Below are 20168 nucleotides of genomic sequence, written 5' to 3'. Positions count from 1 at the left end.
GCAGCGGTACGTTCTGCAGTGATCCAAGACAAGCAACTCCGGGAAACTCCAATAATGCGTTTGCACTTGCTCAAGGCTTTACCCTTCGTACTTGCCGCCAGTCTTGCTCAGGCGCAGACCCTTCCGGAGGCCATGCAACAGGCACTGGATGTCCATCCGGAAATCCAGGCTGGCGTTAACAGTCGATTGGCCGCGGATTATCAGTTAAAGGCAGCTAAAGGTGGATACCTCCCACGGGTCGATCTGTTGGGCGGTTATGGTCGCGAAGGCACTGACAACGTCACCACGCGGGCTGCCGGCAACAACAATCACTGGGAAAACCTGAATCGCAGCGAGTCGAGTGTGCGGTTGTCGCAAATGGTTTTTGACGGTTTTGCGACGTCGAGTGAAGTGGGGCGTCAACAAGCCACCGTTAACTCTCGCGCCTATTCTTTGCTGGGCACGTCCGAACGCACCGCGCTTACCGTCGCTCAGGTTTATCTCGATGTACTGACCCGCCGTGAGTTCGTGCGTCTGGCGACCGACAACCTGAAGAGCCACGAACGGATTTTCGACCAGATCAAACTGCGTACCCAGCGCGGCGTGGGCAGCGGCGCCGACCTTGATCAGGCCGAAGCGCGTATGGCTCAGGCCCGCAACAACCTGATCACCGAGCAGACCAACCTGGCCGACGCCGAGACCAACTTCCTCAGCGCCGTCGGCCAGATGCCCGATCAGTTGGAGCGTCCTGCCGCTTTCATGGCGCTGTTGCCGGCCAACCTCAATGAAGCCCGGGCGCAGATGCTGGAAAACAGCCCGATCCTGCGTTCCGCCGAGTCTGACATTGCCGCTGCCGAGAAACAGTACGATGCCGCAAAGTCGAGCTTCTACCCGCGCTTCGATGCCGAATTGGGTCGCACTGCCGACAACGATCTCTCCGGCCAGAACGGGCACAGCAATGAATGGCAGGCCATGCTGCGCATGCGTTTCAATTTGTATGCCGGTGGCAGCAACAAGGCTGATCTGGAATCCAAGTCCTACCTGTCCAACCAGGCACTGGATATTCGCAACAACGCCTTGCGTGTGTTGAACGAAGAGCTGGGTCTGGCCTGGAATGCCTTGAACAACGCCAATGCCCAAGTGCCGATCGCCCAGCAATATGTCGATCACAGCACCAGCGTGCGCACCGCCTATCAAAAGCAGTTCAGTCTCGGCGAGCGCACGTTGCTCGACCTGCTCGACAGTGAAAACGAGCTGTTCTCGGCTTCTCGTCGTCTGGCGGAGATCAAGAACATTCAGTTATTTACTCAGTACCGAATCAAGGCGACCATGGGCGAATTGCTCAAGAGCCAGGGAGTGGTCGCACCGTTGGCATCCGTTGTGCAGAACGACGTGAAGCCGAAGGTTCAACTGCCCGGTATGAATTGAGCAGAACCTTCATTGTTCAATTGTTAGCCAAGAGTGCCGAGCGTGGAATCAGAAGTCAGTCGAGTTCAACTCATTCATGATCCACGCGCGCTGCACGACGATCCGTTACTGGACGGCTTGCTGGCTCTCTGCACCCTGCATCAAAAACCGGCCAGCGCCGCGATGTTGACCACCGGCCTGCCGTTGCCCAAGCAGCGTCTGAGCGTTGAACTGCTGCCCCGCGCGGCCGCTCGCGCCGGTCTGCAAGGGCGGGTTCTGGTACGCAAACTGGAGCAGATCCCAGCGATTGCCATGCCGGCACTGTTGCTGCTCAAGGATGGCCGCAGTGCCGTCCTGCTCGGTTGGCTAGGTGACGACCAGGCGCGCCTGCTGCTTAGCGAAAGCGATGGCGGCGAAAGCGTTGTCAGCCGCGAGCTGCTGGCCGATGACTACATCGGCAAAGTGTTCTTCGCTCAACCCCAGCACAAATTCGACGTCAATCACGGCACGCTGATCCCGCGCGCGCGCTCGTGGTTTCGCGACACCCTCAAGCGATCGCGCTGGCTGTACGCCGACGCTATCGCCGCCAGCTTCCTGATCAACATCATTGCCATGGCCGCGCCGCTGTTCGTGATGAACGTTTACGACCGCGTCGTGCCGAACCAGGCCGAATCGACCTTGTGGGTGTTGGCCATCGGCATCACCGGGGCTTACCTGTTCGACCTGATCCTCAAGAGCCTGCGCAGCCTCTGTCTGGACCTGGCCGGGAAGAAAACCGACCTGATCATCTCGGCCACGTTGTTCGAACGCATCGTCGGTATGGCCATGAAGTACCGCCCGGCGCGGGTCGGCAGCTTTGCCCAGAACATCCATGAGTTTCAGAGCCTGCGGGACTTTCTCGCCTCACTGACCCTCACCAGCCTGATCGACCTGCCGTTTACGTTGCTGATCTTCTTGGTCATCGCGATTCTCGGCGGGCATCTGGTGTGGATTCCGGTGCTGGCGTTCCCGATTGCCTTGCTGATTGGCTATGCGCTGCAGAAACCGCTGGTGGCGACGATGGAACGGACCATGGCCCTGGGCGCCGAGCGTCAGTCGAGCCTGATCGAAACCCTCGCCGGCCTTGATGCAGTGAAGGTCAACAACGCCGAAAGCGAACGCCAGTATCAGTGGGAGCAGACCATCGGCACCCTCAGCCGCCTCGAGTTGCGGGTGAAAATGCTCTCCGGCCTGGCGATGAACATCACCTTGCTGATCCAGCAACTGGCCGGGGTGATCATGATCGTCTTCGGCGTGTACCAGATCATCGACGGTCACCTGAGCATGGGCGGTTTGATCGCTTGCTACATGCTCAGCGGTCGCGCCCTCAGCCCGCTGGCCTCGCTGTCTGGCCTGCTGACCCGTTACCAGCAAGCGCGGGTGACCATGACCTCGGTCGATCAGATGATGGAGCTGCCGCAAGAGCGCAACTTCGATGAACGCCCACTGAGTCGCAAGGTCCTGCAAGGCGCCATCGAGTGTCGGCAGATGAGCTTCACTTACCCGAACCAACAGAACGCGGCGCTGAAGAACATCAACCTGATCATCAAGCCTGGCGAGAAGGTCGGCATTATCGGTCGCAGCGGCTCGGGTAAAAGCTCCCTGGCCAAACTGCTCGTAGGTCTCTACCAGCCGGACGACGGCGCGCTGTTGGTGGATGGCGTCGATATCCGACAGATCGACGTCAGCGAATTGCGCCACAACATCGCTTACGTGGCTCAGGACATCCAACTGCTCGCCGGGACCCTGCGCGACAACCTCGTGTCGGGCGCGCGCTATGTAGAAGACGAAATGGTGCTGCAAGCTGCCGAGTTGGCCGGCGTCCACGAATTCGCCCGTCTTCACCCGCAAGGTTATGAGCTGCAAGTCGGCGAGCGTGGGCAGAACCTGTCTGGCGGTCAGCGTCAGAACGTTGCCCTGGCCCGTGCGTTGCTGCTCAATCCACCGATCCTGCTGCTCGACGAGCCGACCAGCGCCATGGACAACACCGGTGAAGAAAGGCTCAAGCAACGCCTCGCGGCGGTGATTGAAAACAAGACTATGGTGCTGGTGACGCACCGGGCTTCGTTGTTGTCGCTGGTGGATCGGCTGATCGTCATCGACCGCGGGCAGATTCTCGCCGACGGTCCGAAAGCCGCTGTGATGGAAGCGTTGAAGAAGGGGCAGATCAGTGTTGCTTAAGTCGGGTTTCAAGAATTCGATCGGCCGTTACTTCAAAGGCTCCGAGTCGCTGCATGGCCAGCCACTTCCCGAGGTCAATAAGGCCCTTATCGAAGACGCCCCGCGTGTGGTGCGGCTGACGATCTGGGGGATCATCGGCTTCTTCGTGTTTCTGATGCTCTGGGCCAATTACGCGGTCATTGACGAAGTCACCAAGGGCGACGGCAAAGCGATTCCGTCGTCGAAGATCCAGAAAATCCAGAACCTTGAGGGCGGTATCGTCTCCGAGCTGTTCGTCACCGAAGGGCAGATCGTCGACGCTGGCGCGCCGCTGATTCGCCTGGATGACACTCGGTTTGCCTCCAACGTTGGCGAGACCGAAGCCGATCGGCTGTCGATGCTGCTGCGCGTGGAGCGTTTGAGCGCCGAGGTCGATGACCGTCCGTTGAATTTCCCCGCCGATGTGCTGAAGGCTGTTCCCGGCCAGGCGGCTAGCGAAGAGTCGCTGTACACCAGCCGTCGTCAGCAACTGCACGATGAGATCGGTGGTTTGCAGGAGCAGTTGATCCAGCGTCAGCAAGAACTGCGCGAATTCACCTCCAAACAGTCGCAGTACCGCAGTGGACTGGCGTTACAGCGTCAGGAAATCAACATGTCCGAGCCGCTGGTGGCCCAGGGCGCGGTGTCGCCGGTCGAGGTGTTGCGGCTCAAACGTGCCGAAGTCGAAACCCGTGGGCAACTGGATGCCACGACGCTGGCGATCCCTCGCGCCGAATCGGCAATCAAGGAAGTGCAGCGCAAGATCGACGAGACGCGCGGCAAGTTCCGCAGCGAAGCCCTGACCCAACTCAACGAGGCGCGCACGGACCTGAACAAGGCCCAAGCCACCGGCAAAGCGCTGGAAGACCGGGTCAGCCGGACGCTGGTGACATCGCCAGTGCGCGGTATCGTCAACAAGTTGCTGGTGAACACCATTGGCGGCGTGATCCAGCCGGGCAGCGACCTGGTGGAAATCGTGCCACTGGACGACACCTTGCTGGTGGAAGCGAAGATTCGCCCGCAAGACATCGCGTTCCTGCACCCGGGCCAGGAAGCGACGGTGAAGTTCACGGCGTACGACTACACCATTTATGGTGGGCTGAAGGCCAGGCTTGAACAGATCGGTGCTGACACCATCACCGATGAAGACAAGAAGACCACTTACTACATCATCAAACTGCGCACCGACCGCAGTCACCTGGGGACGGATGAAAAGCCGTTGCTGATCATCCCGGGGATGGTGGCTTCGGTGGACATCATCACGGGCAAGAAGACCATTCTCAGTTACCTGCTCAAGCCGATTATTCGGGCGCGTGCTGAAGCGCTGCACGAGCGGTAGGACGCTAAACCTGTGGCGAGGGAGCTTGCTCCCGTTGGGGCGCGAAGCGGCCCCCTCTTTATCCCCAAAAAGGGGACTGCTACGCAGTCCAGCGGGAGCAAGCTCCCTCGCCACAGGTTACTCATCGCCTGTTCTGCCATATCGTTATTCGCTAACGGTATTTAAATTTAAATTCTTATACCTATAAAGTCATCCTCCTGCGTACCTGCCGACCAATCGGCGCGCCGCACGACACGAACCAACACGGGACCTCCGTGAGTTTCTGATCGACGCGCGCCCTTGAGCGTGCCGTGCGTGGGAGTGATTTATGTCTGTCGTCTCTGCAATTCAAAGCATCGCGCCACAAACCTTCGAGATCCGCCCGTTCAGCGGCGCCGTCGGTGCCGAAATCATCGGCCTCGACCTGTCACGCCCGGTCAATGATCGGGACTTCGCCCGCATCCATCGCGCGCACCTGGATCACCATGTCGTGGTGTTCCGTGACCAGCGCATTACCCCCGAACAGCAAATCGACTTCAGCCGCCGTTTCGGCGTGTTGCAGATCCACGTGCTCAAGCAGTTTCTGCTGGCCGGGCACCCGGAAATTTTCATCATTTCCAACATCATCGAGAACGGCCAATCCATCGGCCTCGGCGATGCCGGCAAGTTCTGGCACTCCGACCTTTCGTACAAAGAACTGCCCAGCCTGGGCTCGATGCTGCACGCCCAGGAACTACCGTCCGAAGGGGGCGACACGCTCTTCGCCGACATGCACAAAGCCTGGGACAACCTGCCCGAAGCGCTGCGCAAAGCGGTCGAAGGTCGCTCGGCGGCGCACTCCTACACGGCGCGCTATAGCGAGACCAAATTCGAAGGCAACTGGCGTCCGACGTTGACGCCGGAGCAACTGGCTCAGGTCGCCGAAGTCGTTCACCCGATCGTGCGCAAGCATCCGGAAAACGGCCGCAAGGCGTTGTTCGTCAGCGAGGGTTTCACCACTCGCATCGTTGGCTTGCCGGACGACGAGAGCAAGCAACTGCTCGACGAGCTCTACGCCCACAGCGTGCTGCCGCACAACATCTACCGCCATCAATGGCAGCCCCACGACCTGGTGTTCTGGGACAACCGTTCGCTGATCCACCTCGCCACCGGTTGCCCGAGCCATCTGCGCCGCAAGTTGTATCGCACCACCATTCAGGGCGACGCCCCTTACTGATTTGTCGGAGATTGAATCATGTCCAAACGTCTTCCCTTTGCACCGCTGGCCGCCGCTATCGGCCTTGGTTTCAGCCTGATCGCCAGCAGCCTGGTGGCGCCGACCGTGGCCCACGCCGAAGGTGAAATCCGCATTGCCGAGCAGTTCGGCATCGTTTATCTGTTGCTCAACGTGGTGCGCGATCAGAACCTGATCGAGAAGTACGGCAAGCAGGAAGGCATCGACATCAAGGTCGACTGGACGCAGCTCTCCGGCGGCGCAGCGGTCAACGATGCGTTGCTCTCGGGTTCGATTGATATCGCCGGCGCTGGCGTCGGTCCGCTGCTGACCATCTGGGACCGCACCCACGGCAAGCAGAACATCAAAGCCGTCGCTTCCCTCGGCAACTTTCCGTACTACCTGGTGAGCAACAATCCCAAGGTCAAAACCATCGCTGACTTCACCGAGCAGGACCGCATCGCGGTGCCGGCGGTGGGCGTTTCGGTGCAGTCGCGCTTCCTGCAATACGCGGCCGCCAAGCAGTGGGGCGACAAGGAGTTCAACCGCCTCGACAAGTACACCATCGCCGTTCCGCACCCCGACGCGACAGCGGCGCTGATTGCCGGCGGCACCGAGTTGACCGGGCATTTCTCTAATCCGCCATTCCAGGATCAGGCGCTGGCCAACCCCAACGTCCATGTGGTGCTGAACACCTATGACCTGCTCGGCCCGAACTCGCCGACGGTGCTGTTCGCCACCGAGAAATTCCGCAACGAGAACCCGAAAACCTACAAGGCGTTCGTCGAAGCGCTGACCGAAGCGGCGCAGTTCGCGCAGAACGATAAGGGGGCCGCCGCCGATACCTACATTCGCGTGACCAAGGCGAAAATCGATCGCGCCGCGCTGTTGAAAATCATCGACAACCCGCAGTTCGAATTCAGCATCACGCCGAAAAATACCTACCCGCTCGCCGAGTTCCTCTACCGCGTCGGCGCGATCAAAAACAAACCGGATTCATGGAAGGATTATTTCTTCCAGGACGCCAAGCCGCTGCAAGGGAGCTGACCGACATGAACGCCCCTTTGCAAGGCCACACGGTCAGCAAATCGAACACAGCAGCCCAGGCGCTGCTGTCGGTCGACAACGTCAGCCTCGAATACCGCACGCCGCAGCGGGTGGTTCGAGCGACCCATCAAGTCAGTTTTGAAATCGATCCGGCGGACCGCTTTGTGCTGCTGGGTCCGTCCGGTTGCGGCAAATCCACGTTGCTCAAGGCGGTTGCCGGGTTCATCCAGCCTTGCGAGGGCGAGATTCGTCTGCAAGGGCAAACCGTCAACGCGCCGGGGCCGGACCGGATTGTGGTGTTTCAGGAATTCGATCAATTGCCGCCATGGAAGACGGTCAAACAGAACGTGATGTTTCCGTTGCTGGCCTCGAAAACCCTCAAGCGAAAAGAGGCTGAAGAACGGGCGCTGCACTATCTCGACAAGGTCGGTCTGGCGGCGTTTGCCGATGCTTATCCGCACACCTTGTCCGGCGGCATGAAAGCGCGCGTGGCGATTGCCCGGGCGTTGGCGATGCAACCGAAAATCCTGCTGATGGACGAGCCCTTCGCCGCGCTCGATGCACTGACCCGCCGCAAGATGCAGGAGGAATTGTTGCTGCTCTGGGAAGAAGTGCGGTTCACGCTGCTGTTCGTCACGCACTCCATTGAAGAAGCGCTGGTGGTGGGCAATCGCATTCTGCTGCTGTCGCCGCATCCGGGGCGTGTGCGCGCGGAAGTCCACAGCCATCAATACGATTTGCACAGCCTCGGCGGCGTGGCGTTTCAGGAATCGGCGCGACGGATTCATCGGTTGCTGTTCGATGAAGGCCAGTCACCGGAAACCGGGCGCGAGCTGGATTTTTCCGACATTCGCATCGCTTACTGAGCCATTGAGAGGAGTGCCCGATGAGCCCGTTATCATCTGCGCGTGAAGAATTTGAAACCGTTTTGCAGCCGCTGACCAGCGTACCGCTGGAGCGTGAGTTGCCCCTTGGTCAACGCCTGTGGCAACAAGGCTGGATTCGCAAAAGTCTGATCCTGATGTTGCTCGCGGTGCTGTGGGAAGTGGTGGCGCGCATTCAGAACAACGACCTGCTGCTGCCAAGTTTTCTGCAAACCGCCAGTGCGTTGTATGACGGCCTGCTCAGCGGTGAGTTGCTGGGCAAGGTGTGGATTTCGCTGGTGGTGTTGCTCAAGGGTTACCTGATCGGCATCGTCCTGGCGTTTGCCCTGACCACGTTGGCGGTGTCGACGCAGTTCGGTCGCGATCTGCTGAGTACGCTGACCTCGATGTTCAACCCGTTGCCGGCGATTGCGCTGTTGCCGTTGGCGCTGTTGTGGTTCGGCCTGGGGCAGAACAGCCTGATTTTCGTGCTGGTGCATTCGGTGCTCTGGGCGTTGGCGTTGAACACCTACGCCGGTTTCCTGGGCGTCTCGGAAACCCTGCGAATGGCCGGGCGCAATTACGGTTTGAAGGGCATGCGCTTCGTGCTGTTCATCCTGATTCCGGCAGCGCTGCCGTCGATTCTCGCCGGGCTGAAAATCGGCTGGGCGTTTGCCTGGCGGACGTTGATCGCCGCTGAATTGGTGTTTGGTGCGACCAGCGGCAAGGGTGGGTTGGGTTGGTACATTTTTCAGAATCGTAATGAGCTGTACACCGACAAGGTGTTTGCCGGGTTGGCGGTGGTGATTCTGATCGGGTTGCTGGTGGAGAATCTGGTGTTTGATACGTTGGAGCGGGTGACGGTGAAGCGGTGGGGGATGCAGCGGTGAGGGGTACCGCCGTCGCGATCACGTCCTGAACAACTTTCATGAACTACGGATTGAAGACGCAGCGGAATGAAATGAGTCGATGGAAGACTGACGGCTTAATGCGTTTAATCGTCTTACCATTTCGTCCAGGCCCCTGAGTTCTGCGGCTCGTTCGAACGTATCGCTGTTGATACTTCTGCCTGATCCTGCAGTTGTATTGGTTGCATTCGTCCAGCTGGATCCAGTACTTGAAATGGTTTCGTTACTCGGCCAGTGATTTTGACGAGGGAGTACTTCACCACCTTGGAGGGCGTTATGTTCGCGGCGCGGGGCGTATGTCTGCCCCTCCCCTATAACTGCAAGCCGGTTACGATTCGAGCGCGCCCCACCTCCGACCGATTGAGGTCGACGGACAAATCCATCCGCATTGGCCCCTGCTACATACCCCGGGTGGCGCCTCGTCGTGGTAGCACCCCATTCGCCGAATGCCGGAGAACTGGTTCCTCTCGGGCCGGGCGCCCCGCCGACAATAGTGCCTGCACTAATGAGTGATCTGAATTCCCCCGTCTTTTCGGGGCGCATTGGTCCAAGGGGAGCTGACGCGATGAGGCTTTTAGTTCGACTCGGTCCAGTGACTCCTGACCCGCCAAAGAAAAACTTGTCAACACCTGAGACAAACTTGCGCAATCCAAGCGGCAACCCGGGGAAGAGGGGGGCGTGCCCCGTTGGATCCGACCGATTTACCGGATCCCCCGCGCAATACATATACGCATTCACCCCCCCAAAAAAAACGGACTCCAACTGTCCAGACTATGAAAACGCATCAATCGCGGGTTGTAGGCGCGATAGCCATTTCCAAGCAAATACCAACTGGTTTGCATCTCACGCAATTGGCCATTGAAACCCAGCCCCGTCGCGACCTCATGTTGCGCGGGCTGATCGCCGTAGGCGGAATAGCCAATGATGTTGGTCTTGCCATCGACGGTTTCGGCGATGATTGACTGACTTCGGTCAGTGGCCAGCAGTACCGTGCGTTGCCAGGCTGGATCACCGGGTTGGGACAGCGTCATACTGGAACTTCGGGGGGCAGGACAGCGAAATGCCTGTTTGAGCTTGAAACACCTTACAGAACTGAAGGGTCTTCAAGTCGACAGCGACGGTGAGCTGAGATCTACGCACTAATTTGAAGACCTAAGACCAGTGCGAATTACTGCGACAGTATCTCCGGTCCCACGTTCTGCTATCGCAGTGTGCGATCTTGGCAACTGCCCCGAAAGGTAATTCGACCTCACCCCAAATGTAGAAAGTTCAGGTGTCGTGGGCGATGTGTTAGCGCGCCCGCCAGTTGAAGTTTGACGCGTAGTAACTGGATTTTGACTGTGCACTCTTCCAGGGCTAGTTCCTGCATAAGACCCACCCTGTTGCCCCCTGACTGAATCAGGTCTCGATTTTAAATAGTTAGGGCTATTCGATGACGCACTTTTTTTAAAGCGGGGAGGTGGGACAGGAAAAGGTTCAGAACCGAAAAGGTAATTGCTCACCGATGTTTTAGAACGGGCTAAAACATCGTAACCATGAGATGCACCGTGATAGATCATCTTAGACGTATCGCTCACAGTGCTTATGGCAGTGCTGGCAGTTTTATTAACAGTTGCCCGCAGGCCGCCTAGAAATTTGTTAAACCATGGCTTCAGTAGCGCAATTGGAAAGTGCCCCGTCGGATCCGATCTCCTCACCGGCTCCCCACCGCAATACGCATACGCATTGCGCTGGTCCAAATCAAACGGACTCAAACTGTCCGGGCTGTGAAAACGCATCAATCGCGGGTTGTAAACGCGATAACCCTTGCCCAACACATACCATTGGGATTTCACCTCGCGCAAGTCACCGTTGAACCCCAACCCTGTCTTAAGCTCAAGCTGCGCCGATTGCCAGCCGTAGGGTGAGTACGCCATACGGTTTGGATTACCCGCATGGATTTCCGCGAGTACCGAATTTTTGAAATCCGTCGCCAGCAGTACCGTGCACTGCGCAGTCGAGTTCTGTTGATTGGCAGGAGCGGGTTGAGTCATGTCGAAAACCTTTGCAAGACGATCAACGTGAATGTCTGGCTTAGTTTTACGCGCCTTGGCCAGGGTTGAGAACTAGCAGAACTGATAGTGGATCGGGCCAATAATCCGTTCCTCGATGTTGGGCCGGGTGGATTCAAGTTATGAACAAATTGGGCCGATGACAGCGGCGACAGTCAGGACGCCTTCGCGGGCAAGCTGAACTGGCCTAATGATTTTGGACGCCTCAATCGGGCGCTATGATTGCGCCCAAATCTGAGGGTTGTCGATGTAGGCGACATGGCCCAACAAACCTTTTAGATCGAGCCACTTGTATGGGGTGCCTGCGAGCAATCCATAGAACACGTTGTACCTGCCTGGCTGATGGTCAAGGTAATCCTGCACTCATCTATTAATGATTGTGACGGCTTTGTCGTTGAAACTGCGCAGATCGGATTGTCTATTGCCGGTTTCGTTTTTGGTCGTTCCTGATTTGGTGTGTGATTTTGTACCGACACTTGCTGGGTGGTGAATCAAACAACAGCGGCGAGTAATTACTCCTTTTTGAAACATTCCATTTCCACCCAATAACCCCCCTCAACTTGACGCTCACCCACGCTGTCATAGACTCCGCTCATCCGTCAGGGAGTTACGGTTATGTGGCGTGTTCATGTGTGGGTTATCGGATTGACCTTTTTTACGTGTACCGCTCAGGCGCAAACGCCCGTGCCAGACGATCCGCTGTTGGACAACAGCACCGTCGGCAGCAGCACTGCAGTGGCCAGCAGTGAGGCCCGTGGTGTGCTGCGGGCTCGGGATCAGGCGATGCTCGCCAGTGAGTTGTCGGGGCGGATTGTCGAGTTGCCGTTCAGTGAGGGCGAGTCGTTCAAGAAGGGCGATACGCTGGCGCGTTTTGATTGTTCGGCCTATCAGGCGCAGCTCAATGCGGCGCAGGCGGCCAGCCGTGGGGCCGGTGAGGAATTGGCTCACAATAGGCAACTGGCGACGTTGAATTCGGTCGGGCGTTTCGAAGTGGCGCGGGCCGAGGCCAGGCTCAGCGAGACGCAGGCGCAGTCTCAGGTGTATCAGGTGCAGGTCAAACGCTGCAGCGTGGTGGCGCCGTTTGATGGTCAGGTCGTCGAACGCAAGGTTCAGCGTTTTGAAAGCGTCGCCGCTGGCGCGCCATTGCTGGATGTGGTCGACAATCGCACGCTGGAAATCCATTTGCTGGTGCCGTCGCGCTGGATGGGCAAGCTCAAGCCCGGACAGGCCTTCAGTTTTGTTCCCGATGAAACCGGTCGGCCGCTGAATGCGACGGTCAAACAGCTGGGCGCGCGCATTGATGAAGGCAGTCAGACCTTGCTGTTGGTTGCGACGCTGCCCAGCGCCACTGGCCTGTTGGCCGGCATGAGCGGCACGGCGCGTTTCGCGGGGCTCAAGTGAACGCCCCGGTAACCGGCGGCGCGGAACAGGTCTTCGCCCGCTTTCTTGACCTTGAACGTCAGACCCGCGCCGCGCGCAATCCGTCGCAACTGGCCTACGGCCTGGTCAATGATGGTCAGGCGCTGTTTGGTTTTCGCCATGCCGCGTTATTGATCGCCGGCAAGGTCCACGCGGTGACGGGCGTCAGTGCCGTGGACCCGAATGCACCGTTCGTGGCGTTCGTCGAGCAGGCGGTGGCGCAGTTGTTCAAGGGCGATGTGCTGAAAAAGGCGCGGGTGATTGCGCCCGATCTTCTCAGTAAATCGATTCAGGCGGACTGGCAAAGCCTGTCTCCCGCCCAGGTGTTCTGGCTGCCGCTGATCGATCATCAAGGTGAAGTGTTCGGCGGCCTGTGGCTGGCCCGGGATCTGCCGTGGAACCCGCCGGAGCAAGTGCTGCTGTCGCAACTCGGCGACACTTACAGCCACGCCTGGCTGGCGCTGCAGCCGCGCAAACCCTGGCGACTGCGCTGGACCCGAAAACGTCAGGTGGCGCTGGTAGCCGTGCTGTTGCTCGGGCTGTTGATCCCGGTGCGCCAATCGGTGCTGGCGCCGGCGGAAGTGGTGCCATTGGGCGGTCGGGTCGTCGCGGCGCCGCTGGACGGCGTGATCGCCGAGTTTCTGGTCAAACCCAACCAGACGGTGAAAACCGGCGACCTGCTGCTGCGCTTTGAAAGCACCACGCTCAAGGCTCAGGCCGACGTGGCCGAACGCGCCCTGGGCGTTACCGAAGCGGAATTGAAAGCCAATTCCCAGCGCTCGTTTGCCGATGCCGAGTCCAGTTCGAAGATTGATCTGCTGGCCGCGCGCGTCGAGCAAAAACGCGCCGAACGGGATTACGCCCGTGAGCTGCTCAAGCGCAGCGAAGTGCGCGCCGAGCGCAATGGCATTGCCGTGTTCGCCGACGCCGAGCGCTGGACCGGGAAACCGGTGCAGACCGGCGAGCGGTTGATGGAAATTGCCGATCCGACCCAGGCCGAACTGCGCATCGAACTGGCCGTTGGCGACGCGATCTCTCTGGAACCCGGCGCGCAAGTCGCGCTGTTCCTCGACAGCGATCCGTTGCAGCGGCATCTGGCCCGGCTTGAACGCGCGGCGTACGAAGCGCAACCCACGGCCGGCGGGCAGTTGGCCTATCGACTCGATGCCAGTTTCGATCAGGCGCCACCGCGTATCGGCCTGCGCGGCACGGCGAAAGTCTTCGGTGACCGTGCCCCGCTGGCGCTCTACCTTCTGCGCAAACCACTGGCGGGTTTGCGCCAGAGTGTGGGGCTGTAGATGAGTTTGCCGAGCCTGCGCGCGGACTTGCAGCTGACTTCCGCTTCCCCGGCGCTGGACGGCTCGCCGCGCTGGACCCTGGCCGATCCGGTGCGCGGCCGCTATTTCAAACTCGGCGTGGCGGCGATGCGCTTGCTGCGACATTGGTCCCTGGGTGATCCCGATCGGGTCCTGCACGCCGCCAATCGCGAGCCGGGCTTGCCGTTGAGCGGCAGCGATCTGGAGCAACTGCTGGGCTTTCTGCGCGGCCACGATCTGATCAGCGCCCTCGACCCGCAGCAGCGTGACAGTTACAGCCTGAAAGCCGCCGCCCAGCGTCAGTCGCTGTGGCAGATTCTTCTGCATCAATACCTGTTTTTTCGAATCCCGCTCTGGCGTCCAGATGTTTTTCTCAATCGCGCCTGGCCCTGGCTGGCGCGTTTCGGCCCGCGTCTGCTGCGCTTCGGATTACCGGCAACGCTGGGCCTCGGGGTGTTTCTGGTGTCCCGGGACTGGCAGCGATTTATCGCGACCTTCCCGCATTTGTTCAGCCTCGGTGGCGCGCTGGCCTTCGGCGTGGCGTTGTTTTTTGCCAAGCTCTGCCATGAATTCGGCCACGCGTTCATGGCCAAGCGCGCGGGGTGTCGGGTGCAGAGCATGGGTGTGGCGTTCATGGTGCTGTTGCCAATGTTCTACACCGATGTCAGCGATGCCTGGCGGGTCAACGATCGGCGTGCCCGATTGCTGATCGGAGCCGGTGGCGTGCTGGCCGAACTGCTGCTGGCGACTATTGCGCTGCTGGCCTGGTCGCTGTTGCCCGACGGGCCGGCGCGCACGGCGGCATTCATGCTCGCCAGCGCAACATGGATGACCACGCTGGTGATCAACCTCAACCCGTTCATGCGTTTCGATGGTTACTTTTTGCTCAGTGATTTCTGGGAGGTGGACAACCTGCAGGGGCGCGCCTTTGCCCTGTGTCGCTGGCACCTGCGCGAAACCCTGTTCGGCTATGGCGAACCGGCCCCGGAGCCTTTGTCGCCGAGGATGCAGCGACGTCTGTTGGTGTGGGGCTACGGCTCGTGGTTGTGGCGCGCGGTACTGTTTTTCGGGATTGCGCTGGCGGTGTATCACTTGTTCTTCAAGCTCCTGGGCATCTTCCTGATGCTGGTGGAGCTGGTGTGGTTCATCTTTCTGCCGATCGTGCGCGAGTGGCGGGAATGGTGGAGCCGCCGCGATCAGGCCCATGCACCGCGGGTGTTGTTGAGTGCGCTGGGGCTGCTCACCTTCGTGCTGTTTCTGGCATTGCCCTGGCGCAGTGCGGTGGAGTTGCCGTCGATGCTCGAAGCGGGACGGGCCAGTGCGCTGCATGCGCCGGTGGCGGCGCGGGTCAAAGTGGTGAATGTGCACGATGGGCAAAAGGTCGCTCAGGGCGATGTGCTCATCGAACTGGAATCGCCGGACCTGGACTCGCGCCAGGCCATCGTCCGCCGCGAAATCCAGATCCAGCAATTGCAGATGCGTCGCCAGGCGAGTCGCAGCGAGACCGCGGCGGACGCGGGCATCGTCGAACAGCGTCTGGCTGAAGCGGTGGCCGAATACCGCGGATTGGCGGCCCAGCGCGAACGTTTGCTGCTGCGCGCACCCCATGCTGGTAGCGTGCGCGATCTATTGCCGCAATTGGCCGTCGGCCGTTGGCTGGCGACCAAGGAGCCGCTGGCGCGGGTGGTGGAGGACGGTGTGCGGTTGCGGGGCTATCTGGCCGAGGCCGAGTTGTGGCGTGTTGCACCGGGCGCCCGCGGGCGGTTCATCGCCGATGACCCGATGCACCCGGCGATCGCTGTGCAACTGACTGAAGTCGACACCAACGGTGCAGCCTATGTCGATCAGGAAGCGCTGACGTCCGACCATCACGGGCCGATTGCCGTGCGCCGGGATGCGCATCAACGGGCCGAGCCGGTGCAAGGGCAATATGGCGCACGGTTGAGCAGCCTCGATGAGGCGCCGACGCCTGTGCAACCGCTGCGCGGCGTGGTGGTGTTGCAGGGGCGCGGTGAATCGGTGTTGGGCGTTGCGTGGCGGCGCATGGCAGCGCTGGGTGTCAGGGAAAGCGGTTTCTAGGGAGAGCAGCGATGGCGAATACGGATTCTGTGGCGGCCGACGGCTTGGTGGTGCGGCCGTCGCGCGTTAACGATGGGCCTTTTCTACACCGCCTCTATCAAGCGGCACGACCGGATCTGCAATGGATCGACGGCGAGCGGGAAGTCGTCGAACAGGTGGTGTCCCAACAATTCAAGGTACAGGAGCAAGGGCTGGGGGAGCACTTCCCCAATGCCATGCACTACGTGATCGAAAAGCTCGGCACGGCTATCGGTGCGTTGACCACCGATTTCGGTCCCAATGAAATTCGGGTGCTGTACCTGGCGTTCATCCCGCAGGCTCGCGGGCAGGGTTACGGTCGGGCGGTGCTGCAAGGCGTGCAGAAAGCCGCGCGGCAGATTCGTTGCCCGGTGGCCACGGTGGTCTGGGCCAACAATGCCCACGCGCGCCAGCATTACCTGGCGCTGGGGTTTCAGGTTGAAGAGCGTAATCCGGCGGCGGAGCGGTTGGTGTGGTATCCGCAGCATTGAAAACAACACGGACCCTGTGGGAGCGGGCTTGCCCGCTCCCACATTGGGATCTCGTGTGTTCAGTTGAATGCGATGTAGAAGTACCCCACGCCCGGATCACGCCCCATCGCCGGCACCCGGGAGACAAAAATATCCTCTACTTGGCCAAGTTCCGGTAACTCCAGCGCACACAACCCATCTACGAAATCCGTGGGTTGCAGGCTGTTGAATGCGACGCTGAACGGCATGCGCTCGCTGTTTGGCAGCCGCGACCGGGGTGTTTCTTCAAGGCTGTCGATATGGATCGACAGCTCACTGCCATCCGGCAGCCGCAGCGTGCCAGTCTTGCCCAGCAGCGTCTGAAAGTGTTGGTGTTGAACCCGTTGCAGCATGGCGTCACTCCCAATAATGAAAGTGGCCGGGGGATTTGCACCCCCGGCCGAATCTCAACCGCGCGAAGGGAACAGCCCGTTCAGGGCAACGCTGAAGTTGAGCACCAGGAACGGGTTCATCACTTCCATGGGCAGGCCGTTGCCGGCGGACGAGATTTCCCCGGTGACCGTGGTCGCCACACCCTTGAGAGGCACGGCCGCCGCACCTTGCTGATCGGAGTAGATGCTCGCCGAGCCCGGTCCGCCGCCCGAGGCGCCGATGTACGAGTTGGTCGCGGTGGGATTGGTGACCGGGTTGCTCGCCGGGCTGGCCAGTTGCAGGGTGGTGGTGGCCGTCAGCCCGGAGAGGGCATGGGTGTGATTGGGCAGGTTGGTGATGGTCGCGGTGACGCTCTCGGTCCCGGAGAATTCGCCGATGTCCCGGGGTGTCAGGTTCAGACCGTTGCCCATGCCAACCGGCATTCGGCCCTGCAGGTTGGGCAGCATGAAATTGGTGGTGCCATTGCCTCCATAGTAGGTTCCCAGCAGTGAGAAAAGTGCCTGGTATTGCGAGACCCCCAGCGTCTGGCCGTTGCACAGGGCCCAGCCGTTAGGGGCAAAGTTAAAGGCGAAAGACTGAATAGTGCCCATGAATACTTCCATAGTTTCCTCATCCCTCAGGTTAGTTGTCTGGCGCGCTGCAAGCGTGGCCCGGACATCCAGGCCCATCGTTGCGATCAGCCGACTCCGTTCATTTCCCTGGCTGAGTCACGCCAGGCCAGAGCGTAGTTGATCCGCATCACGGCCGAATGTCGTTGGTCGCAAAGCCAGCATCGACGACGAACGTGCGCCGTCCTACAGTGATCAACAGGCGTTGTGGTCGGGGCTCGTTTCAGGGGGAAGCAATGGAGGCGCGCAGAGAAACACCGCTTGGCGGCGCCCAGGAGCCGCACGCAGCGCCCGGCGCCTGGGCGATGGTTCAGCGTTGGTTGCGATGGGCGCAGGAGCATTGGCTGTTGCCGATCCTGGCGTTGGCGGCGCTGGTGCGTTTCTACGACCTGACGGCGGCGGCCATCTGGGGCGACGAAGGGTCCAGCCTGCTGCTGAGCCGGTTTTCACTGGCCGGCATCTGGGTCCATGCGGCGCATGACGTGCATCCACCGCTGTATTTCCTGCTGCTGCATGGCTGGGTCGAACTGTTCGGCGACGGTATTTTTTCGATCCGCAGCCTCAGCGCTTTACCCGGCATCGCCACGGTGTGGCTCGGCGTGTGGCTGATGGACTTGCTCGCCACCCGCCGTGCGGCGCTGCTGGCCGGTTTCCTGCTGGCGCTGTTGCCCACGGCAGTGCGTTACAGCCAGGAAGTGCGCATGTATTCGCTGCTGGGGTTGTGGCTGATCGGCGCCACGATTGCCCTGGTCTACTGGATCAGACGCCCCCATCGCCCGCGATATCTGGTGGCGTATGCGCTGTTGATGACTGCTGCGTTCTACACCCATTACTTCACGGCCCTGTGCGTACTCTGCCACTGGTTGTATCTGGGATTGATCCGCGTACAGCCGGGTTATCGCTTGCGGCATATTCAACGCCCCGGCTGGTGGCTGGCTAACGCGGCGATCGTGCTGTTGTACCTGCCGTGGGTGCCGAGCCTGATCGATCTGCTCCAGCACATGGATCAGCTCAAGGCCAATGGCGATGTGGGCTGGGAAACACCGGTCACGTTCGGCTCGTTGCCTTCGATGCTCTGGTCGTTCCTGATCCAGGACGATGGCGAAAACCTGCCGACGCTGATTTTCATCGCGCTGCCGCTGGCGCTGCTGGTCGTTGCTGGCGTGGGGGTGGCGCGGGACCGCAGTGTCTTTCGGGGTAGCGTGCTGCTGCTGATCTACACGGCGTTGCCGCTGCTGCTGGTGTTCGGGGTGTCATTTATCACGCCGGTGTTTATCGAGCGCTATCTGACGGCCTATGCCTTGGGGCTGCCGATGATTGTCGCGCTGGCGGTTGATCGTCTGTATTCAGGCTTTCGGGTACTGGCCGTGACGGTGTTGGCGCTGTTTGTCGGCGTTGAGCTGGTGGGCCTGAAGAATAACGCCACGGTGGACACCAATGATCAGATCAGCGTCATGGTCGATTATGTCAACCAGCACTTCGTGACCGGCGACCGGATCGTCACCAGCGATATGCTCTGGTATCTCAGCTATGTCTATTACAACCGCACCGACGCCCAGCCGTTGCTGTTCACACCGCCGCTGGCCAATGGTATTTCGAGCCGGCCGAATGCCTATGGTTTTGGCACATTGGTGACCCAGGACACTTACCTCGACAGCCTCGAGAGTTTGCCCAAGGGCGGTGGTCGAGTCTGGCTGATCGGCACCGTCGATGTGCCGGACGAATTCGCGCCGTTGCCCGCCGGCTGGCAGCGTATTGGCGAAACTCAGGCGGGCGGCGCCAACGCACGTTTGTTCATGCGGCCTTGAGGCTGTAACGGGAATTGCATTACCCCGTCGGCTTACTTCGGCTTGATATCAAAACACCATTACCCATAGGGTCACCCATGGTCTACGCTCCCTTACAAAAGGACTTATGATCAGGGTGAAAGGATTGTCACAGTTCCACTTTATTTCCGGCTTGCCGCGTTCGGGCTCGACCCTGCTTTCTGCAATCCTTTTGCAGAACCCGCGTTTCCATGCCGGCATGACCAGCCCCGTCGGCTCACTTTTTTCCGGTGTCCTTGAACAATGCAGCGCCGGCAGCGAGTTCGGCGCGGTGATCGATACCCATCTGCGCCGCCGTTTACTTCGCGGCCTGTTCGATTCCTTCTACGCCGACAAGGCCGACAAACCGGTGGTGTTCGACACCAACCGCTTGTGGAGTTCGCGCCTGCCGGCGATCAGCGATCTGTTCCCTCAAGCCAAGGTCATTGCCTGTGTGCGCAACGTCGCCTGGGTCATGGACAGCATCGAACGTCTTTATCGCGCCAACCCGTTCGAAAACACCAAGCTGTTTGGCGATGCGGTCGAACGCAATACGGTCTACAGCCGCTGCGAAACCCTGGCCCAACGCAATCGCCTGGTCGGTTTTGCCTGGGCTGCGCTTAAGGAAGCCTATTACGGTGAGCACGCCGACTCGCTGCTGATCGTCGATTACGACCTGCTGACCCAGGCGCCTGACCGGGTGATGCGGCTGGTCTACGACTTCATTGGCGAACCCTGGTTCGAACACGATTTCGACAACCTGGCCTACGACGCGCCGGAGTTCGATCAAGCCTTGGGTGTATCGGGCCTGCACAAGGTCAAACCCAAAGTCGAGTTGCAATCGCGGCGCACGATTCTGCCGCCGGATTTGTTCGAGCAGTACGCACAATTGTCCTTCTGGCTCGATGGCTCAGCCAGCGCCGCCAATGTCATTCGCATGAAAGCCGATGCCGCGATCAGTTGATCGCGGCGTTTTCGTTTACGCAGCAAAAACGTT

17 protein-coding genes and 1 pseudogene are annotated in these 20168 nt (G+C 60.0%); 13 read left to right on the top strand and 5 right to left on the bottom strand.

Features of this window, described 5'->3' with window-relative positions:
* Positions 1–54: 54 nt before the first annotated feature.
* From ACYZTL_RS14775 to ACYZTL_RS14745, 7 genes are all read left to right on the top strand, one after another.
* Positions 55–1407 (top strand): TolC family outer membrane protein, encoded by a 1353-nt coding sequence (locus ACYZTL_RS14775; RefSeq protein ID WP_461952415.1) that lies wholly within the window; start codon positions 55–57, stop codon positions 1405–1407.
* Between the two features lie 42 nt (positions 1408–1449).
* Positions 1450–3606: a type I secretion system permease/ATPase gene (locus ACYZTL_RS14770; RefSeq protein ID WP_461952414.1), complete on the top strand. Its 2157-nt coding sequence runs from the start codon at positions 1450–1452 to the stop codon at positions 3604–3606.
* The gene (locus ACYZTL_RS14765; RefSeq protein ID WP_461952413.1) at positions 3596–4963 is read left to right on the top strand and encodes an HlyD family type I secretion periplasmic adaptor subunit; all 1368 of its coding nucleotides are present in this window, start codon (positions 3596–3598) and stop codon (positions 4961–4963) included. The genes ACYZTL_RS14770 and ACYZTL_RS14765 overlap by 11 nt, the downstream gene beginning before the upstream one ends.
* Positions 4964–5270: 307 nt before the next feature.
* Positions 5271–6158, top strand: a complete 888-nt coding sequence (locus tag ACYZTL_RS14760; RefSeq protein WP_461952412.1) for a TauD/TfdA dioxygenase family protein — start codon at positions 5271–5273, stop codon at positions 6156–6158.
* 18 nt (positions 6159–6176) lie between these two features.
* On the top strand, positions 6177–7202 hold the full coding sequence (locus ACYZTL_RS14755; protein ID WP_461952411.1) for an ABC transporter substrate-binding protein: 1026 nt from the start codon (positions 6177–6179) through the stop codon (positions 7200–7202).
* Positions 7203–7207: 5 nt separating this feature from the next.
* Complete coding sequence (locus ACYZTL_RS14750) at positions 7208–8068, top strand: ABC transporter ATP-binding protein (protein WP_461952410.1); 861 nt, start codon at positions 7208–7210, stop codon at positions 8066–8068.
* Between the two features lie 20 nt (positions 8069–8088).
* A complete protein-coding gene (locus ACYZTL_RS14745) occupies positions 8089–8955 on the top strand; it encodes an ABC transporter permease (RefSeq protein ID WP_461952409.1) in 867 nt (288 codons plus the stop codon).
* 752 nt (positions 8956–9707) lie between these two features.
* Here the strand turns inward: ACYZTL_RS14745 and ACYZTL_RS14740 are convergent.
* The 3 genes and pseudogenes from ACYZTL_RS14740 to ACYZTL_RS14730 all read right to left on the bottom strand — a co-directional run.
* Entirely contained in the window at positions 9708–10004 is a 297-nt protein-coding gene (locus tag ACYZTL_RS14740) for an RHS repeat-associated core domain-containing protein (protein WP_461952408.1), read from the bottom strand.
* 108 nt (positions 10005–10112) lie between these two features.
* Entirely contained in the window at positions 10113–10889 is a 777-nt protein-coding gene (locus tag ACYZTL_RS14735) for an RHS repeat-associated core domain-containing protein (protein ID WP_461954312.1), read from the bottom strand.
* Positions 10890–11258: 369 nt separating this feature from the next.
* A pseudogene (locus ACYZTL_RS14730) lies at positions 11259–11387 on the bottom strand (6-hydroxy-3-succinoylpyridine hydroxylase); the annotation flags it as partial.
* A 252-nt stretch (positions 11388–11639) separates the two neighbouring features.
* On the opposite strand from ACYZTL_RS14730, the gene ACYZTL_RS14725 reads away from it, so the two are divergent.
* The 4 genes from ACYZTL_RS14725 to ACYZTL_RS14710 are packed head-to-tail and all read left to right on the top strand — an operon-like array spanning position 11640 to position 16347.
* Positions 11640–12425, top strand: a complete 786-nt coding sequence (locus ACYZTL_RS14725; RefSeq protein ID WP_461952407.1) for an efflux RND transporter periplasmic adaptor subunit — start codon at positions 11640–11642, stop codon at positions 12423–12425.
* On the top strand, positions 12422–13741 hold the full coding sequence (locus ACYZTL_RS14720; protein ID WP_461952406.1) for an efflux RND transporter periplasmic adaptor subunit: 1320 nt from the start codon (positions 12422–12424) through the stop codon (positions 13739–13741). Before ACYZTL_RS14725 ends, ACYZTL_RS14720 begins: the two co-directional genes overlap by 4 nt.
* Positions 13742–15838 (top strand): efflux RND transporter periplasmic adaptor subunit, encoded by a 2097-nt coding sequence (locus ACYZTL_RS14715; RefSeq protein ID WP_461952405.1) that lies wholly within the window; start codon positions 13742–13744, stop codon positions 15836–15838.
* Positions 15839–15849: 11 nt separating this feature from the next.
* Positions 15850–16347: a GNAT family N-acetyltransferase gene (locus tag ACYZTL_RS14710; RefSeq protein WP_461952404.1), complete on the top strand. Its 498-nt coding sequence runs from the start codon at positions 15850–15852 to the stop codon at positions 16345–16347.
* Positions 16348–16406: 59 nt separating this feature from the next.
* On the opposite strand, the gene ACYZTL_RS14705 is transcribed toward ACYZTL_RS14710, so the two are convergent.
* Together ACYZTL_RS14705 and ACYZTL_RS14700 are read right to left on the bottom strand one after the other, a co-directional pair.
* Positions 16407–16718, bottom strand: a complete 312-nt coding sequence (locus tag ACYZTL_RS14705; protein WP_461952403.1) for a DUF6916 family protein — start codon at positions 16716–16718, stop codon at positions 16407–16409.
* 54 nt (positions 16719–16772) lie between these two features.
* Positions 16773–17360 (bottom strand): phage tail protein, encoded by a 588-nt coding sequence (locus ACYZTL_RS14700; RefSeq protein ID WP_461952402.1) that lies wholly within the window; start codon positions 17358–17360, stop codon positions 16773–16775.
* A gap of 242 nt (positions 17361–17602) precedes the next feature.
* Here ACYZTL_RS14700 and ACYZTL_RS14695 point away from each other — a divergent pair, with 242 nt between their 5' ends.
* Positions 17603–19174, top strand: a complete 1572-nt coding sequence (locus tag ACYZTL_RS14695; RefSeq protein ID WP_461952401.1) for a glycosyltransferase family 39 protein — start codon at positions 17603–17605, stop codon at positions 19172–19174.
* 115 nt (positions 19175–19289) lie between these two features.
* Positions 19290–20135: a sulfotransferase family protein gene (locus ACYZTL_RS14690; RefSeq protein WP_461952400.1), complete on the top strand. Its 846-nt coding sequence runs from the start codon at positions 19290–19292 to the stop codon at positions 20133–20135.
* The last annotated feature ends 33 nt before the right edge of the window (positions 20136–20168 follow it).

It is taken from the genome of Pseudomonas sp. LB3P81 (genome assembly GCF_054897965.1).
This window is presented reverse-complemented; position numbering and strand designations above follow the sequence as displayed.

Coding starts and splice junctions, on each gene's coding strand:
- ACYZTL_RS14710 (WP_461952404.1), top strand. CDS start 15,850: ATGGCGAATACGGATTCTGTGGCGGCCGACGGCTTGGTGGTGCGGCCG.
- ACYZTL_RS14755 (WP_461952411.1), top strand. CDS start 6,177: ATGTCCAAACGTCTTCCCTTTGCACCGCTGGCCGCCGCTATCGGCCTT.
- ACYZTL_RS14695 (WP_461952401.1), top strand. CDS start 17,603: ATGGAGGCGCGCAGAGAAACACCGCTTGGCGGCGCCCAGGAGCCGCAC.
- ACYZTL_RS14700 (WP_461952402.1), bottom strand. CDS start 17,360: ATGGAAGTATTCATGGGCACTATTCAGTCTTTCGCCTTTAACTTTGCC.
- ACYZTL_RS14775 (WP_461952415.1), top strand. CDS start 55: ATGCGTTTGCACTTGCTCAAGGCTTTACCCTTCGTACTTGCCGCCAGT.
- ACYZTL_RS14715 (WP_461952405.1), top strand. CDS start 13,742: ATGAGTTTGCCGAGCCTGCGCGCGGACTTGCAGCTGACTTCCGCTTCC.
- ACYZTL_RS14760 (WP_461952412.1), top strand. CDS start 5,271: ATGTCTGTCGTCTCTGCAATTCAAAGCATCGCGCCACAAACCTTCGAG.
- ACYZTL_RS14740 (WP_461952408.1), bottom strand. CDS start 10,004: ATGACGCTGTCCCAACCCGGTGATCCAGCCTGGCAACGCACGGTACTG.
- ACYZTL_RS14745 (WP_461952409.1), top strand. CDS start 8,089: ATGAGCCCGTTATCATCTGCGCGTGAAGAATTTGAAACCGTTTTGCAG.
- ACYZTL_RS14705 (WP_461952403.1), bottom strand. CDS start 16,718: ATGCTGCAACGGGTTCAACACCAACACTTTCAGACGCTGCTGGGCAAG.
- ACYZTL_RS14750 (WP_461952410.1), top strand. CDS start 7,208: ATGAACGCCCCTTTGCAAGGCCACACGGTCAGCAAATCGAACACAGCA.
- ACYZTL_RS14735 (WP_461954312.1), bottom strand. CDS start 10,889: ATGGCGTACTCACCCTACGGCTGGCAATCGGCGCAGCTTGAGCTTAAG.
- ACYZTL_RS14725 (WP_461952407.1), top strand. CDS start 11,640: ATGTGGCGTGTTCATGTGTGGGTTATCGGATTGACCTTTTTTACGTGT.